The organism is Escherichia sp. E2661, assembly GCF_004745185.1.
GTDB lineage: Bacteria > Pseudomonadota > Gammaproteobacteria > Enterobacterales > Enterobacteriaceae > Escherichia.
The window spans coordinates 19,485-34,841 of record NZ_PDIG01000030.1; the positions used below are offsets into that span (position 1 = coordinate 19,485).

Genomic DNA, 15,357 nt, shown 5'->3' on the forward strand with positions numbered 1-15,357 from the left:
GATATGGTGAGCTGATTCACAAAAATTAACAATGCGTGTTATTTTATGTGAACTAAGCGATAGTTGCGCTGCGCATGTTTCGCAGGCAAATAGCGTAGAATGTCCGCAGGACAAAGGAAGGAGCAAAAGTTGATACCCGTAGAGCGTCGCCAAATCATCCTTGAGATGGTAGCTGAAAAAGGCATTGTCAGTATTGCTGAACTGACGGACAGAATGAATGTGTCACATATGACCATTCGTCGGGATTTACAAAAACTGGAGCAGCAGGGCGCCGTTGTGCTGGTGTCCGGAGGCGTTCAGTCTCCGGGACGCGTGGCGCATGAACCTTCTCATCAGGTAAAAACTGCGCTGGCAATGACGCAAAAAGCGGCGATTGGCAAGCTGGCGGCAAGTCTTGTTCAGCCGGGAAGTTGTATCTATCTGGATGCGGGAACGACCACGTTAGCGATAGCACAGCATCTGATTCACATGGAGCCACTCACAGTGGTTACTAACGACTTCGTTATTGCGGACTACTTGCTCGACAACAGTAATTGCACAATTATTCACACTGGCGGTGCAGTGTGTCGGGAAAACCGTTCCTGTGTCGGGGAAGCCGCTGCGACCATGCTGCGCAGCCTGATGATTGATCAGGCTTTTATTTCTGCATCGTCATGGAGTGTGCGGGGGATCTCTACGCCAGCAGAAGATAAAGTCACGGTGAAACGGGCGATTGCCAGTGCCAGCCGCCAGCGAGTTTTGGTCTGTGATGCGACGAAATATGGTCAGGTGGCGACATGGCTGGCGTTACCATTAAGCGAGTTTGATCAGATCATTACTGACGACGGTCTGCCGGAGAGTGCCAGTCGCGCGCTGGCGAAGCAGGATCTCTCTTTGCTGGTAGCGAAAAATGAATAATGGCCTGCAATAACACCGGGTTACTCATGCTTCACAGAAGAAGCATGAGACTACTTTATTTTATAAAATGACAGGTGTCCGCTTTTCGGCGATCCGGTATCAATGTAAATCTGGTTAGCGAACGTCTGAATGTTATCAAACATCATATGTCCAAATATAAAATAGTCAGCGCCGTTTATTTTTTGTAACTCGCCATTAAGCGATTTCTGCACACGATCAACAGGCCAGAGTAATTCGCTTTCCGCTATTTCTTTGCCAAAGAGATATTCATTCCCCGGATAATCTGCATGTGCGATGACATATTTTATTATGTCGTTAGTGATTTCAATAATATGCGGGAGCTGATGGAATTTCAGTAACAGATTTATTGCCTCTTGTTGTTCCGTATCATTTAAATCGAAAAACCAGTCACCGCCGCTGGCTAACCACATATTACCATCACCAGTAGCGAACGCATCAAGCGCCATCGCTTCGTGGTTGCCTTTTACGGTGTTAAACCAGGGCTGGTTTAACAGGCGCAGCACATTAAGACTCTCCGGCCCACGATCAATATTATCGCCTGTGGAAATAAGCAAGTCAGTTTCGGGACAAAAAGAGAGTTGATGTAAACGGGATTGTAACAATTGATAATCCCCATGAATATCACCAACGGCCCATATATGGCGATAGTGATGGGCATTGATTTTTTGATAGCGTGTAGATGGCATGGTTTTACCCTGTAAAATAAGCTTTCCTATTATACAGGGTATTTTTATTTGATTCGTCAGTTGTCGTTAATATTCCCGATAGCAAAAGACTATCGGGAATTATTTTTACACCAGACTCTTCAACCGATAAATCCACTCTAACGCCTGACGCGGGGTGAGTGAATCCGGGTCGAGGTTTTCCAGAGCTTCGACCGCAGGCGAAGTTTCTTCTGGTACTGATAGCAAAGACATCTGCGTACCATCCACCTGCGTCGCGGCGGCGTTCGGCGAAATGCTTTCCAGCTCACGCAGTTTTTGCCGTGCGCGCTTAATAACTTCTTTTGGCACGCCCGCCAGAGCAGCAACCGCCAGACCGTAGCTTTTGCTCGCCGCGCCATCCTGCACGCTGTGCATGAAGGCGATGGTGTCGCCGTGCTCCAGCGCATCGAGATGTACGTTGGCTACGCCTTCCATTTTCTCCGGTAGCTGGGTCAGCTCGAAATAGTGGGTGGCAAACAGCGTCAATGCCTTAATCTTATTCGCCAGATTTTCCGCGCACGCCCATGCCAGTGACAGACCATCGTAAGTGGACGTCCCGCGCCCGATCTCATCCATCAACACCAGACTGTACTCGGTGGCGTTATGCAGAATATTAGCGGTTTCGGTCATCTCCACCATAAAGGTTGAACGCCCGGATGCCAGATCGTCTGCCGCGCCCACACGGGTAAAGATACGGTCAATCGGGCCAATCTCGACTTTTTGTGCCGGTACATAGCTGCCGATATAGGCCATCAGCGCAATCAGTGCGGTCTGGCGCATATAGGTACTTTTACCGCCCATGTTCGGACCGGTAATAATCAACATCCGACGCTGTGGCGACAGGTTCAGCGGGTTAGCGATAAACGGCTCATTCAGTACCTGTTCAACCACCGGATGGCGGCCTTCGGTAATGCGAATGCCAGGTTTATCAATAAAGGTCGGGCAGGTGTAGTTCAGGGTATAGGCCCGTTCCGCCAGGTTCACCAGCACGTCGAGTTCCGCCAGCGCGCTCGCGCTCTGTTGCAGCGCTTCCAGATGCGGCAACAGAAGGTCGAACAACTCTTCATAAAGCTGTTTTTCCAGTGCCAGTGCTTTGCCTTTTGAAGTGAGGACTTTGTCTTCGTACTCTTTCAGCTCTGGAATAATGTAACGTTCAGCGTTTTTCAGCGTCTGGCGACGCATGTAGTTGATTGGTGCCAGATGGCTTTGTCCACGGCTGATCTGAATGTAATAACCATGAACCGCGTTAAAGCCAACTTTTAGCGTGTCCAGGCCGGTACGTTCACGCTCGCGGACTTCCAGACGCTCCAGATAATCGGTCGCGCCGTCAGCCAGCGCCCGCCACTCATCCAGCTCTTCGTTATAGCCCGGTGCGATAACACCACCGTCGCGTACCAGCACTGGCGGTGTGTCGATGATTGCCCGCTCCAGCAGCTCGCGCAGCTCGGCAAACTCGCCCATCTTCTCACGCAGCGCCTGTACCGGTGCACTATCGACAGTTTCTAACTGCGCGCGCAGTTCCGGCAGTTGTTGGAAAGCGTGACGCATACGGGCGAGATCGCGCGGGCGAGCAGTTCGTAAAGCCAGACGCGCCAGAATACGCTCCAGATCGCCCACCTGCCGCAGTACCGGCTGTAACTCAGCGGTGAAATCCTGCAATGCGCCAATAGTTTGCTGGCGCTCAAGCAACACGCGGGTGTCGCGCACTGGCATATGCAGCCAGCGTTTCAGCATACGGCTGCCCATCGGCGTGACGGTGCAATCGAGCACTGAAGCCAGCGTATTCTCCGCACCGCCCGCCAGATTCTGGGTGATTTCCAAGTTACGACGCGTCGCGGCATCCATAATGATGCTGTCCTGCTCACGTTCCATGGTGATAGAACGAATATGTGGCAGGGTCGTGCGTTGGGTATCTTTCGCATACTGCAACAGGCAACCGGCAGCACAAAGCCCGCGTGGCGCGTTCTCGACGCCGAAACCAATCAGATCACGAGTGCCAAATTGCAGGTTCAACTGCTGGCGCGCGGTGTCGATTTCAAACTCCCACAGCGGGCGACGACGCAGGCCGCGACGACCTTCAATCAGCGACATCTCGGCGAAATCTTCTGCATACAGCAGTTCCGCCGGATTGGTGCGTTGCAGCTCTGCCGCCATCGTTTCGCGGTCAGCCGGTTCGCTCAGACGAAAACGACCGGAACTGATATCCAGCGTCGCGTAGCCGAAACCTTTGCTGTCCTGCCAGATAGCCGCCAGCAGGTTATCCTGACGCTCCTGCAACAGGGCTTCATCGCTGATGGTGCCTGGCGTAACGATACGGACAACTTTGCGCTCAACCGGACCTTTGCTGGTCGCCGGGTCGCCAATCTGTTCGCATATAGCGACGGACTCGCCCTGATTCACCAGTTTGGCGAGATAGTTTTCCACTGCATGGTAGGGAATACCCGCCATCGGGATCGGCTCGCCCGCAGACGCGCCGCGTTTGGTCAGCGAAATATCCAGCAGCTGCGACGCCCGTTTTGCGTCGTCATAAAACAGCTCGTAAAAGTCACCCATCCGGTAGAACAGCAGGATCTCCGGATGCTGGGCTTTCAGCTTGAGATACTGCTGCATCATTGGTGTATGGGCATCGAAATTTTCTATTACACTCATGGAATTAGAGCCGGTTCCCTGATGTTAAATGTAGTGTGATGGTTTTTATTTTCGTTGTAATCACATAAGGCGCACATGATACCGGAGTTAATCATTTCAGGGGAAGACGCGAAAGGTCAGTTCTTGATGCCGGTTCCGCGAAAAATGCTGCTTTGCAGCTTTTGCGTGATGACGATGAAACAAGATCGCAAAATTACATCGGTTGAAGAAACCTCCTCCTTCAGAGCCATAGTCCCCTTTAAAATTAAGTTGTAATATAAATGCATCTTAAGAGTATGGAGGCAGCATGTCCGGCAAGCGTATCTCTCGTGAAAAACTGACGATTAAAAAAATGATCGATCTTTATCAAGCGAAATGCCCGCAGGCGTCAGCGGAGCCGGAGCATTACGAGGCGTTGTTTGCTTACGCGCAAAAACGGCTGGATAAATGTGTGTTTGGCGAAGAGAAACCCGCCTGTAAGCAGTGTCCGGTGCACTGTTACCAGCCTGCGAAGCGTGAAGAGATGAAGCAGATTATGCGGTGGGCGGGGCCGAGAATGCTGTGGCGTCATCCGATCTTAACCGTGCGTCATCTGATTGATGATAAACGTCCAGTGCCAGAACTGCCGGAAAAATATCGCCGGAAGAAATAAATTTGCCGGAGGAATTTATTCTCTCCGGCAAGTACGGCGCTTACGCTTTGGTCGCAATCAGGATTGCTGATGCCTTGATCAATGCAATAACGCGCGATCCTGTGGTGAGTTTCATTTCATCCTGGCTTTCATTGGTTACCACTGCCACAACTTCAAAACCCGCATCTGTTTTGATATGGACAGTGGCATTCACTGCGCCTTCGGTGATTTTCGACACGCTGCCAGCAAACTGGTTGCGAGCAGAGAATTTCAGTCCACAGTCTTCCGTTGCCAGCGTTACCCACGGGGCTTTAATCAGGGCAATCGCTTCTTTCCCTTTTGCCAGCCCCAGGGCTTGCTGGCTACTGTGGGTAACAACCGCTACCAGCTTTGCGCCACCTGCCAGCGTCAGTTCTACTTCATCATTCACCGCGCCCATTGCGACTGCGCTAACTGTTCCGGTTAATTGATTTCTTGCTGAAACTGCCATACTGCCTCCTTTCATTGAATGTTGATCGAGTATAACCACATCTGTTAAACCAATGCCGCTTTATCTATCCCCAGCCGCTTCATCCGTGACAGCAGAGTGGTGCGTTTTAACCCCAGACGTTGTGCAGCGCCTTTTGGCCCGGCAACCACGCCATTAGTCTCTTTTAATACGCGGACAATCAGTTGATATTCATCTTCGCCTTCCTGGGCGACGACCGTCGCGGCCGGTGGTGTTTCAGGTTCTGACAGAGGGATATCGGGTAAAGAGAGTTGTAGAACGTTACCGCGAGTCAGCAACACCGCGCGCTCAATGACGTTTTCCAGTTCGCGCACGTTACCTGGCCATTCCATATTGCTCAATGCGCGCAGAGTCTCGGCAGGAATGCTGTCAATATTACGACCCAGGCGGCGGGCAATTTTAAATGTAAAGGCTTTAGCCAGCAGCGGAATATCTTCCGGGCGCTCGCGCAGCGGCGGCAGATGAATCGGGAAGACGTTCAGGCGGTAGTAGAGATCGCTACGGAACTCGCGGTCGGCGACCATTTTTTTCAGATCGCGGTTAGTCGCGGCGATTAAACGCACGTCCGTCTGAATGATTTTGTTGCTGCCGAGGCGTTCGAATTCCTGTTCCTGCAATACGCGCAGCAACTTCGGCTGTAACTCCAGCGGCATATCGCCCACTTCATCGAGGAACAGCGAGCTTTTATCCGCCAGTTCAAAACGACCAATGCGCTGAGCGCTGGCACCAGTAAAGGCACCACGCTCATGACCAAACAGGTCACTTTCCAGTAATCCGGCAGGCATGGCGGCGCAGTTCATCTTCACCATTCGCCGACCATTGCGGTTGCTGAGATTGTGGATCGCGCGGGCAATCAGTTCCTTACCCGTCCCCGTTTCACCGAGAATGAGTACGGTACTGTCGCTTTGCGCTACCATCTCAACCTGCTTGAGCACGCTATACATGGCTTCGCTGCGACCAATAATCTCGCCAAATTCGCTATCCACATTATTGAGCTGTTCGGTCAGAGCAAGGTTTTCATCAACCAGGCGCTCCTTCAGACGGTGGATTTCCTGATAGGCGAGGGCGTTATCCACGGCAATCGCCACACGTTCAGCAATCTGGCGCAGCAAACTCAGGTTAGTGGTGGTAAAGGTTTTCTCTTCGCACTGCGCCAGTTTCAGCACGCCCAGCATGGTGTTGCCAGACATCAACGGTAGCAGGCACAGCGTCTGGATCTGGTTGCCCCAGGTGTCGAACAACATGCGTTCGTAGGGGGCTAAATCGTCTCGCTCGTGGAGATTAAGCAGCAGCATCTCTTTGCTTTTAAATACGCGCTCGGTGAGGGTTCCGGCCTCATCAACTTCACTTTGTTCGTGAGTGGGATGCTGTTTATCGAGATAGTGAGTGGAGTAAACGTTGAGTTTGTTTTTGCGGTGGCTGCGTAAAACGATGCTGATATCGTCGATATCGAAGTAGTAGTGGATTTCTTTCGCCACTTCGCTGACCAGCTCGTCCATGTCCAGGCGAGAAAGTACCGCGTTGGTGATGGCAACCAGGATGCGGAAGTTATCCCGTTCCCGGCATAGCAGTTCGTAGTCGACATTGTTGATGACGCGGCTCTGAATTTGCTCGCTGACAACAGAAACAATCTGCGTAAATGTTTGCAGTCGATTGAACTCTTTTTCGCTCCACGGGCGATCGTCATAACGAATAAATTCACAGGCGCCAAAAATATGTCCTTCCGCGGCCTGCGGCATCAGGCAATAGTGACCAAATTTGGGGTATAGCCCACTCGTAGCCAGTTGCGGCCAGGTGTCACAAAATTCTTCGTAGCTGCAGTGCAGTGTGTCAGGGCGCGATAAAATGCTGCGCACCGGACCATGTGCCAGAATGGTTTCGTCTTCGTATTTAATGGGATTGTCTTTGTCACGCGACGCGTAATAAGTCGCACGTTGAGTCTGCGCTTGCCACAACACAATAGCTGCGTTGTCGGCGAGCGCAGAACGCTTTACCAGTTGCGAAAGAGCCTCACACAGCGAGGCCAGATCGGGCTGCTGCAATAGTGTCCGAGTGATGTCGAACAACCCTTGTTGCCCGAGATCACTCATCGGTGTATACGACATGTTGTTCTTCCAGGAAAGCACCGCTAAGCGGTGCAAAAGGTAAATGACAAATTCCAGGGGCTAGATTTTTATTAGCATATACGAGGTAGCGGTTCGGCGTGTGGTAGATCGAGAGTTCGTTTCACGCCATAAAGCCCAGCGAGACGAACACCTTTACGCTCAACCACTTCGCCAATTAATGCCGCATCTTGTCCCAGTGGGTGGGAACGCAGCGCCGCCAGCACTTGCTCTGCCGCGTTACGCTCTACAGCAATCACCAGCTTACCTTCGTTGGCAAAGTTAAGGGCATCCAGGCCCAGCAATTCGCAAACGCCACGCACGGCAGGTTTAACCGGCAGCGCTGCTTCTGAAAGTTCAATACCGCAACCGCAGGCTGCCGCGAACTCATGAACTACCGCGTTCACTCCACCACGGGTAGCATCGCGCAGCGCTTTCACGCCGGGAATGTCGCGCAGCGTCTGAATCAGTGGCGTCAGTACCGCGCAGTCGCTAACCAGTTCGCCGTCCAGCCCCAGCTGCTCGCGCAGGTTAAGGATAGTTGCTCCGTGGTCGCCGAGCGTACCGCTAACCAGCAGAACATCGCCTGCGGTGAGAGTTTGTGCTCCCCAGTGAATATTCGCCGGGATCGCACCCATGCCTGCGGTGTTGATAAACAGTTTATCTGCCGCCCCACGCTGTACCACTTTAGTGTCGCCAGTGACGATGGCGATTCCTGCCGCGCGGGCGGTTTCTGCCATGCTGGTCACTACCGCTTTCAGCGTCTCCATCGGCAATCCTTCTTCGAGGATAAATCCACAGGAGAGATAACGTGGCATAGCGCCGCTGACCGCAACGTCATTGGCCGTGCCGCAAATCGCCAGCTTGCCGATATTACCGCCAGGGAAGAACAGCGGGTCGATGACGTAGCTGTCAGTGGAGAAGGCCAGACGATCGCCTTCTGCCATTAATTGCGCCAGGTCAAGACGAGCCTGATCTTCCTGTTCTGCCAGCCACGGATTAGCAAACGCCTCCATAAACAGGCTGTTGATTAATTGCTGCATCGCCTGGCCGCCGCTGCCGTGGGCGAGTTGGATATTATTCACACTTCACTCTCCTGCTGACGATACTGATACCATGCGGCACATGCTCCTTCGGAGGAAACCATAAGTGCGCCGAATGCGGTTTGAGGATTACAGGTGTTACCAAACAGCGGGCATTGATGCGGCTTACATTTGCCGGTCAATACTTCACCACAACGTGCGCGCGGGTCATCACAAACCTGCTGCGGTGCCGGGCGGAAATGTGCTTCGGCATCGAATCGTTGATAATCCGGCGTCAGGTGCACACCAGAAGATTCAATCACGCCTAAGCCGCGCCATTCGCTGTCGCCATTGACGCAGAAGACGTCAGCAATCGCCTGTTGTGCCAGCAAATTACCCGCATCTGGCACCACTCGCCGGTACTGATTCTCTACCTTGCTGTGGGCCGCTATTTTCTGCTCTACCAGCATCACCACGCCTTGCAGTAGATCAAGTGGTTCGAAACCAGCGACCACCAGCGGGCGATGAAAATCGCTGGCGATAAAATTATAGGCGTCGGTGCCAATTACCATACTGACGTGGCCCGGCGCGAGGAACGCGTCGATGCCATTGTCCGGCTGTTCCAGCAAACTGCGCAGCGTGGGGATCAGCGTAATGTGCTGGCAGAAGAAGTAAAAATTCTGCACATTGCGGGCTTTTGCCTGTTGCAGCGTGATTGCGGTGGTCGGCATGGTGGTTTCAAACCCTAAGCCGAAAAACACCACTTTACGAGTTGGGTTCTCCTGCGCCAGTTTCAACGCATCCATTGGCGAGTAGACGATGCGCACATCAGCACCGCGTGCTTTTGCCTGCAACAACGACCCCTGTTTCCCCGGTACGCGCATGGCGTCGCCAAAAGTACAGAAGATGACTTCCGGATGGCTGGCAATCTCCACGCAGGTGTCGATTCTGCCCATCGGCAGAACGCACACCGGACAACCAGGTCCGTGGATAAACTCAACGTTTTCCGGCAGTAACTGGTCGAGGCCGAATTTAAAGATGGCGTGGGTATGACCGCCGCACACTTCCATAATCCGCAGAGGGCGTTCGGCGGTGTATGAAAGATGTGAAGCACGTTCGCGCAGATGCTCAATTAACTGCATCACCTGTTCCGGCGCGCGATATTCATCAACAAAACGCATTATTTTTCCTCGCCATACAACAGCGCGCCGACATCCGGCTCAACGTCAAACATATTTTGTAAGGCGTCGAGAGTGTCACGCGCTTCGGCTTCATTAATTACGCTCATGGCAAAGCCAACGTGAACCAGTACCCACTGGCCCACGCGCGGCTGACCGTTTTCATCGCAGCTGCCGACTAGCGTTAAATCGACATCGCGCTGAATGCCGCAGACGTCGACTTTCGCCAGGTTGCCGTCAATGGTGCGAATCTGGCCAGGAACGCCTATGCACATCGCTGTGCCTCCAGCCAGTTCAGCCACTGGTCCATCCCTTCGCCGCTGGTAGCGGAAATAAGGATGATTTCAATTTCTGGATTGACTTCGCGGGCGCAGGCGATGCACTTCTCAACGTCGAAATTGAGATACGGCAGCAAGTCAACTTTGTTGAGCAGCATCAGTGAGGCGGCGGCAAACATATGCGGATATTTCAGCGGTTTGTCTTCACCTTCGGTAACGGAAAGCACCGCCACTTTGTGTTTTTCACCGAGATCGAAGCTGGCCGGGCATACCAGGTTGCCAACGTTTTCGATAAACAGAATACCGTTATCGTCCAGTGGCAGGCGCGGCGCGGCGTCGGCAATCATCTGAGCGTCAAGATGGCAGCCTTTACCGGTGTTCACCTGAATCGCTGGCGTGCCGGTAGCGCGAATGCGGGCGGCATCGTTCACGGTTTGCTGGTCGCCTTCAATCACCGCACACGGAACGCTATCTTTCAGGCGCATTAAGGTTTCCGTCAGCAGCGTGGTTTTACCGGAACCAGGGCTGGAAACCAGGTTGAGCACCAACTGATTGCGGGCAGCAAAGCGCGCGCGGTTGCGTTCAGCCAGACGGTTGTTTTTGTCCAGCACGTCAATTTCGACTTCCAGCATCCGACGCTGGCTCATACCTGGCGCATGAGTGCCCGCTTCGCCGTGACCATAATGCAGATCGCCTTCTTCGGTCTGGCTGGGGGTAAATTCAGGCGCTTTAATGCCGGTGATTTTCATCTTCGGCCGTGCCGCCGGAGCAAATGGCGCGCTACGAAACGCGGAATGAGGGTTATGTTCATCACCCTCGATATACAGGTTGCCTTCACCGCAACCGCATGTTGTACACATCGCTCACTCCTGGTCTATTTCTATCCGCCGAATCTGTAAACCGTCGTCTGCCACAATGCGCAGCATGTCGCCATGACACTGTGGACAGCGGCGGACGCGCTGGGTCAGTAGCGTCACATACTGCTGGCATGTTTCACACCAGCACTCGGCCTCTTGTTCTTCGAGGTGCAGTTTACAACCTTCTGCCACGCTGCCGCGGCAAACCAGATCAAAACAAAAGGCAAGAGAGCTGGTTTCGACACAAGAAAATGCGCCAATTTTGAGCCAGACCGCAGTTACGCGTTTTGCGCCGTGCTGTATGGCCTGCTGTTCGATCAATTCCAGTGCCCGCTGGCAGAGGGTTATTTCGTGCATATCGCCTCCCATTAACTGTTGCCCGTGACAAGCAATAATTATGCCAGTGTTGATTATCCCTGATGTGAACAATGTCGATGATGTCGAAATGACACGTCGTCATGGCGTCGAAAGTCGGTTGTCTTATGAAAAATATATAAATAACAATGAGATAAAAAATTGGCACAAAAAAATGCTTAAGGCAGGCATCTCTGTTAAACGGGTAACCTGACAATGACTATTTGGGAAATAAGCGAGAAAGCCGATTACATCGCACAGCGGCATCGTCGCCTACAGGACCAGTGGCATATCTACTGCAATTCGCTGGTTCAGGGGATCACGTTATCAAAAGCGCGTCTGCACCACGCCATGAGTTGCGCGCCAGATAAAGAACTCTGTTTCGTACTTTTTGAACATTTTCGCATCTACGTCACCCTGGCGGATGGTTTTAACAGCCACACCATCGAGTACTACGTCGAAACGAAAGACGGCGAAGACAAGCAGCTGATTGCACAGGCTCAGTTAAGCATTGACGGCATGATTGATGGCAAGGTCAACATCCGCAATCGCGAACAGGTTCTGGAACACTATCTCGAAAAAATCGCTGGTGTTTACGACAACTTATACACCGCCATTGAGAACAATACGCCGGTGAATTTAAGCCAACTGGTAAAGGGACAAAGCTCAGCAGCATGAGCTGAGGCTTTGTCCGGTTTGCAGGCATCATGCCTGTTTGGGGATGGGCGTGTCGATGAGTGTCGAAAATGACATTTCATCGGCATGTTTTCGTCAAAAATGACAATCACCTGAGGAATGCCCGGTGAATCGTTTTGTAATTGCTGACTCCACGCTCTGTATCGGCTGCCACACCTGTGAGGCCGCCTGTTCAGAGACGCATCGCCAGCACGGCCTTCAGTCTATGCCGCGCCTGAGAGTGATGCTTAATGAAAAAGAATCTGCGCCGCAGCTCTGTCACCACTGTGAAGATGCACCCTGTGCGGTGGTCTGCCCGGTTAATGCTATCACTCGTGTTGATGGGGCCGTGCAGCTGAATGAAAGCCTGTGCGTAAGCTGCAAACTGTGCGGCATCGCCTGTCCGTTCGGCGCAATCGAATTTTCCGGTAGCCGTCCGCTGGATATTCCTGCAAATGCCAATACCCCGAAAGCGCCACCGGCACCGCCTGCTCCGGCGCGTGTCAGCACATTGCTTGACTGGGTGCCGGGTATTCGCGCGATCGCTGTCAAATGTGACCTTTGTAGCTTTGATGAACAAGGTCCGGCCTGCGTGCGGATGTGCCCGACTAAAGCCCTGCATCTGGTGGATAACACCGATATCGCCCGCGTCAGCAAACGTAAGCGTGAGCTGACCTTTAACACGGACTTTGGCGATCTCACCTTGTTTCAGCAGGCTCAAAGTGGAGAGGCTAAATGAGCGCAATTTCCCTGATCAATAGCGGCGTGGCGTGGTTTGCCGCCGCCGCTGTTCTGGCATTTCTCTTTTCTTTTCATAAGGCACTAAGCGGCTGGATTGCCGGAATTGGTGGCGCAGTCGGTAGCCTGTACACGGCAGCAGCGGGCTTCACTGTGCTGACTGGCGCGGTCGGCGTGAGCGGTGCGCTGTCGCTGGTAAGCTACGATGTGCAAATCTCTCCGCTTAATGCGATTTGGCTGATTACGCTCGGCCTGTGCGGCCTGTTTGTCAGCCTCTACAACATTGACTGGCATCGCCACGCACAGGTGAAGTGCAACGGCTTGCAGATCAATATGTTGATGGCTGCCGCCGTCTGCGCCGTCATCGCCAGCAACATCGGCATGTTCGTGGTAATGGCCGAAATCATGGCACTGTGCGCGGTGTTCCTCACCAGCAACAGCAAAGAGGGCAAACTGTGGTTTGCGCTGGGACGTCTTGGCACTCTGCTGCTGGCGATTGCTTGCTGGCTACTGTGGCAGCGTTACGGCACGCTGGATCTGCGCCTGCTGGATATGCACGTGCAACAGCTGCCGCTCGGTTCCGATATCTGGCTGCTCGGTGTGATTGGCTTTGGCCTGCTCGCCGGGATTATCCCGCTGCACGGCTGGGTGCCACAGGCACATGCTAACGCCTCTGCGCCAGCTGCTGCGCTGTTTTCTACGGTAGTCATGAAAATTGGCCTGCTGGGCATTTTAACCCTGTCGCTGCTGGGCGGTAACGCGCCGCTGTGGTGGGGGATCGCGCTGCTGGTGCTCGGCATGATCACCGCGTTCGTCGGCGGTCTGTATGCGCTGATGGAGCACAACATCCAGCGCCTGCTGGCTTACCACACCCTGGAAAATATCGGCATCATCCTGCTGGGGCTGGGCGCTGGCGTAACGGGTATCGCACTCGAACAACCGGCGCTGATTGCTCTTGGCCTGGTCGGTGGGCTGTACCATCTGCTTAACCATAGCCTGTTCAAAAGCGTACTGTTCCTCGGGGCGGGGAGCGTCTGGTTCCGTACCGGTCATCGCGATATCGAAAAACTCGGTGGTATTGGCAAGAAAATGCCGGTTATCTCCATCGCTATGTTAGTCGGGCTGATGGCAATGGCTGCGCTGCCGCCGCTGAACGGTTTTGCCGGGGAATGGGTTATCTATCAATCCTTCTTCAAACTGAGCAATAGTGGCGCGTTTGTTGCCCGTCTGCTGGGGCCGCTGCTCGCTGTGGGGCTGGCAATTACCGGTGCGCTGGCGGTGATGTGTGTGGCGAAAGTCTATGGCGTCACGTTCCTCGGTGCGCCGCGTACCAAAGAAGCCGAAAACGCCACCTGTGCGCCGCTCCTGATGAGCGTAAGCGTAGTGGCTCTGGCGATTTGCTGCGTAATTGGCGGTGTTGCTGCGCCGTGGCTGCTGCCGATGCTCTCCGCTGCGGTGCCTCTGCCGCTGGAGCCTGCTAACACCACCGTTTCTCAACCGATGATCACGTTGCTGCTGATTGCCTGCCCGCTGCTGCCATTCATCATTATGGCGATTTGCAAAGGCGACCGTTTGCCGTCACGTTCCCGTGGCGCTGCCTGGGTGTGCGGCTACGACCACGAAAAATCAATGGTGATTACCGCTCACGGTTTTGCCATGCCGGTTAAACAGGCGTTTGCGCCAGTGCTGAAACTGCGCAAATGGCTGAATCCGGTGTCGCTGGTGCCGGGCTGGCAGTGCGAGGGGAGTGCGTTGCTGTTCCGCCGGATGGCGCTGGTTGAACTGGCGGTGCTGGTGGTGATTATTGTTTCACGAGGAGCCTGAGAATGAGTGTTTTATATCCGTTAATTCAGGCGCTGGTGTTATTTGCCGTTGCGCCGCTGCTCTCCGGTATAACCCGCGTGGCGCGCGCCCGCTTGCATAACCGTCGCGGGCCGGGCGTGTTGCAGGAGTATCGCGACATTATCAAACTGCTGGGGCGTCAGAGCGTTGGCCCGGATGCCTCCGGCTGGGTGTTCCGCCTGACGCCGTATGTGATGGTGGGCGTCATGCTGACTATCGCTACTGCGCTGCCGGTGGTGACCGTTGGTTCTCCGCTGCCGCAACTGGGTGATTTGATCACCTTACTGTATCTCTTTGCCATCGCGCGTTTCTTCTTTGCCATTTCCGGTCTGGATACCGGTAGCCCGTTTACCGCTATCGGCGCGAGTCGTGAAGCGATGCTTGGCGTGCTGGTCGAACCGATGCTGCTGCTTGGTCTGTGGGTTGCCGCACAGGTTGCCGGTTCCACCAACATCAGCAACATCACCGACACCGTTTATCACTGGCCGCTGAGCCAAAGCATTCCGCTGGTGCTGGCGCTTTGTGCCTGTGCGTTCGCCACTTTTATCGAAATGGGCAAACTGCCGTTCGACCTGGCGGAAGCCGAGCAGGAGTTGCAGGAAGGTCCGCTCTCTGAGTATAGCGGCAGCGGCTTTGGCGTCATGAAATGGGGTATCAGCCTGAAACAGCTGGTGGTGTTGCAGATGTTCGTCGGGGTGTTTATTCCGTGGGGACAAATGGAAACCTTCACCGTCGGTGGGCTGCTGCTGGCGCTGGTGATTGCCATCGTCAAACTGGTGGTCGGCGTCCTGGTTATCGCGCTATTCGAAAACAGCATGGCCCGTCTGCGTCTTGATATTACTCCGCGCATTACCTGGGCTGGGTTTGGCTTTGCATTTTTAGCGTTCGTCTCCTTGCTGGCGGCGTGATTAAAGAGAGTTTG

The 15,357-nt window shown here is 53.7% G+C and carries 15 protein-coding genes; 6 read left to right on the forward strand and 9 right to left on the reverse strand.

What is annotated here, in order from left to right; all coding sequences use genetic code 11:
- Positions 1–129 precede the first annotated feature (129 nt).
- A complete protein-coding gene (gene ygbI / locus CRI63_RS14920) occupies positions 130–897 on the forward strand; it encodes a DNA-binding transcriptional repressor YgbI (protein ID WP_130214467.1) in 768 nt (255 codons plus the stop codon).
- A 50-nt stretch (positions 898–947) separates the two neighbouring features.
- Here the strand turns inward: ygbI and pphB are convergent, their stop codons facing one another.
- Entirely contained in the window at positions 948–1,604 is a 657-nt protein-coding gene (pphB, locus tag CRI63_RS14925) for a protein-serine/threonine phosphatase (RefSeq protein WP_135519977.1), read from the reverse strand.
- 105 nt (positions 1,605–1,709) lie between these two features.
- Positions 1,710–4,271: a DNA mismatch repair protein MutS gene (gene mutS, locus CRI63_RS14930; RefSeq protein WP_135403789.1), complete on the reverse strand. Its 2,562-nt coding sequence runs from the start codon at positions 4,269–4,271 to the stop codon at positions 1,710–1,712.
- A gap of 286 nt (positions 4,272–4,557) precedes the next feature.
- Between mutS and CRI63_RS14940 the strand changes: the two genes are divergently transcribed.
- Positions 4,558–4,902 (forward strand): nitrous oxide-stimulated promoter family protein, encoded by a 345-nt coding sequence (locus tag CRI63_RS14940; protein ID WP_021560470.1) that lies wholly within the window; start codon positions 4,558–4,560, stop codon positions 4,900–4,902.
- 40 nt (positions 4,903–4,942) lie between these two features.
- On the opposite strand, the gene CRI63_RS14945 is transcribed toward CRI63_RS14940, so the two are convergent.
- The 7 genes from CRI63_RS14945 to hypA all read right to left on the reverse strand — a co-directional run bounded on the left by CRI63_RS14945 (position 4,943) and on the right by hypA (position 11,183).
- Positions 4,943–5,371 carry a TOBE domain-containing protein gene (locus CRI63_RS14945; protein ID WP_131162378.1) on the reverse strand — a complete coding sequence of 143 codons (429 nt, stop codon included), beginning with the start codon at positions 5,369–5,371 and terminating at the stop codon, positions 4,943–4,945.
- Between the two features lie 44 nt (positions 5,372–5,415).
- Positions 5,416–7,494 carry a formate hydrogenlyase transcriptional activator FlhA gene (gene flhA, locus CRI63_RS14950; RefSeq protein WP_135487379.1) on the reverse strand — a complete coding sequence of 693 codons (2,079 nt, stop codon included), beginning with the start codon at positions 7,492–7,494 and terminating at the stop codon, positions 5,416–5,418.
- A gap of 71 nt (positions 7,495–7,565) precedes the next feature.
- Positions 7,566–8,576, reverse strand: a complete 1,011-nt coding sequence (gene hypE, locus CRI63_RS14955; RefSeq protein WP_135519979.1) for a hydrogenase maturation carbamoyl dehydratase HypE — start codon at positions 8,574–8,576, stop codon at positions 7,566–7,568.
- Positions 8,573–9,694, reverse strand: a complete 1,122-nt coding sequence (gene hypD, locus CRI63_RS14960) for a hydrogenase formation protein HypD (protein ID WP_130214459.1) — start codon at positions 9,692–9,694, stop codon at positions 8,573–8,575. The genes hypE and hypD overlap by 4 nt, the downstream gene beginning before the upstream one ends.
- Positions 9,694–9,966, reverse strand: a complete 273-nt coding sequence (gene hypC / locus CRI63_RS14965) for a hydrogenase 3 maturation protein HypC (RefSeq protein ID WP_000334874.1) — start codon at positions 9,964–9,966, stop codon at positions 9,694–9,696. Before hypC ends, hypD begins: the two co-directional genes overlap by 1 nt.
- Entirely contained in the window at positions 9,957–10,829 is an 873-nt protein-coding gene (gene hypB, locus CRI63_RS14970; RefSeq protein ID WP_064528082.1) for a hydrogenase nickel incorporation protein HypB, read from the reverse strand. Before hypB ends, hypC begins: the two co-directional genes overlap by 10 nt.
- A gap of 3 nt (positions 10,830–10,832) precedes the next feature.
- Positions 10,833–11,183, reverse strand: coding sequence for a hydrogenase maturation nickel metallochaperone HypA (gene hypA, locus CRI63_RS14975; RefSeq protein ID WP_130207634.1), 351 nt, complete (start codon positions 11,181–11,183; stop codon positions 10,833–10,835).
- 213 nt (positions 11,184–11,396) lie between these two features.
- On the opposite strand from hypA, the gene hycA reads away from it, so the two are divergent.
- From hycA to hycD, 4 genes are all read left to right on the forward strand, one after another.
- Positions 11,397–11,858, forward strand: a complete 462-nt coding sequence (gene hycA, locus CRI63_RS14980) for a formate hydrogenlyase regulator HycA (protein ID WP_130207632.1) — start codon at positions 11,397–11,399, stop codon at positions 11,856–11,858.
- Positions 11,859–11,982: 124 nt separating this feature from the next.
- Entirely contained in the window at positions 11,983–12,594 is a 612-nt protein-coding gene (hycB, locus tag CRI63_RS14985; RefSeq protein ID WP_001079186.1) for a formate hydrogenlyase subunit HycB, read from the forward strand.
- A complete protein-coding gene (gene hycC / locus CRI63_RS14990) occupies positions 12,591–14,417 on the forward strand; it encodes a formate hydrogenlyase subunit 3 (RefSeq protein ID WP_135519981.1) in 1,827 nt (608 codons plus the stop codon). The genes hycB and hycC overlap by 4 nt, the downstream gene beginning before the upstream one ends.
- 2 nt (positions 14,418–14,419) lie before the next feature.
- Positions 14,420–15,343: a formate hydrogenlyase subunit HycD gene (hycD, locus tag CRI63_RS14995; protein WP_000115226.1), complete on the forward strand. Its 924-nt coding sequence runs from the start codon at positions 14,420–14,422 to the stop codon at positions 15,341–15,343.
- Positions 15,344–15,357 lie beyond the last annotated feature (14 nt).

Bases quoted from the DNA above. Each gene is read 5' to 3' on its own strand.
- pphB (WP_135519977.1), bottom strand. From the start codon at position 1,604: ATGCCATCTACACGCTATCAAAAAATCAATGCCCATCACTATCGCCAT.
- mutS (WP_135403789.1), bottom strand. From the start codon at position 4,271: ATGAGTGTAATAGAAAATTTCGATGCCCATACACCAATGATGCAGCAG.
- CRI63_RS14940 (WP_021560470.1), top strand. From the start codon at position 4,558: ATGTCCGGCAAGCGTATCTCTCGTGAAAAACTGACGATTAAAAAAATG.
- CRI63_RS14945 (WP_131162378.1), bottom strand. From the start codon at position 5,371: ATGGCAGTTTCAGCAAGAAATCAATTAACCGGAACAGTTAGCGCAGTC.
- flhA (WP_135487379.1), bottom strand. From the start codon at position 7,494: ATGTCGTATACACCGATGAGTGATCTCGGGCAACAAGGGTTGTTCGAC.
- hypD (WP_130214459.1), bottom strand. From the start codon at position 9,694: ATGCGTTTTGTTGATGAATATCGCGCGCCGGAACAGGTGATGCAGTTA.
- hypC (WP_000334874.1), bottom strand. From the start codon at position 9,966: ATGTGCATAGGCGTTCCTGGCCAGATTCGCACCATTGACGGCAACCTG.
- hypB (WP_064528082.1), bottom strand. From the start codon at position 10,829: ATGTGTACAACATGCGGTTGCGGTGAAGGCAACCTGTATATCGAGGGT.
- hypA (WP_130207634.1), bottom strand. From the start codon at position 11,183: ATGCACGAAATAACCCTCTGCCAGCGGGCACTGGAATTGATCGAACAG.
- hycA (WP_130207632.1), top strand. From the start codon at position 11,397: ATGACTATTTGGGAAATAAGCGAGAAAGCCGATTACATCGCACAGCGG.
- hycC (WP_135519981.1), top strand. From the start codon at position 12,591: ATGAGCGCAATTTCCCTGATCAATAGCGGCGTGGCGTGGTTTGCCGCC.
- hycD (WP_000115226.1), top strand. From the start codon at position 14,420: ATGAGTGTTTTATATCCGTTAATTCAGGCGCTGGTGTTATTTGCCGTT.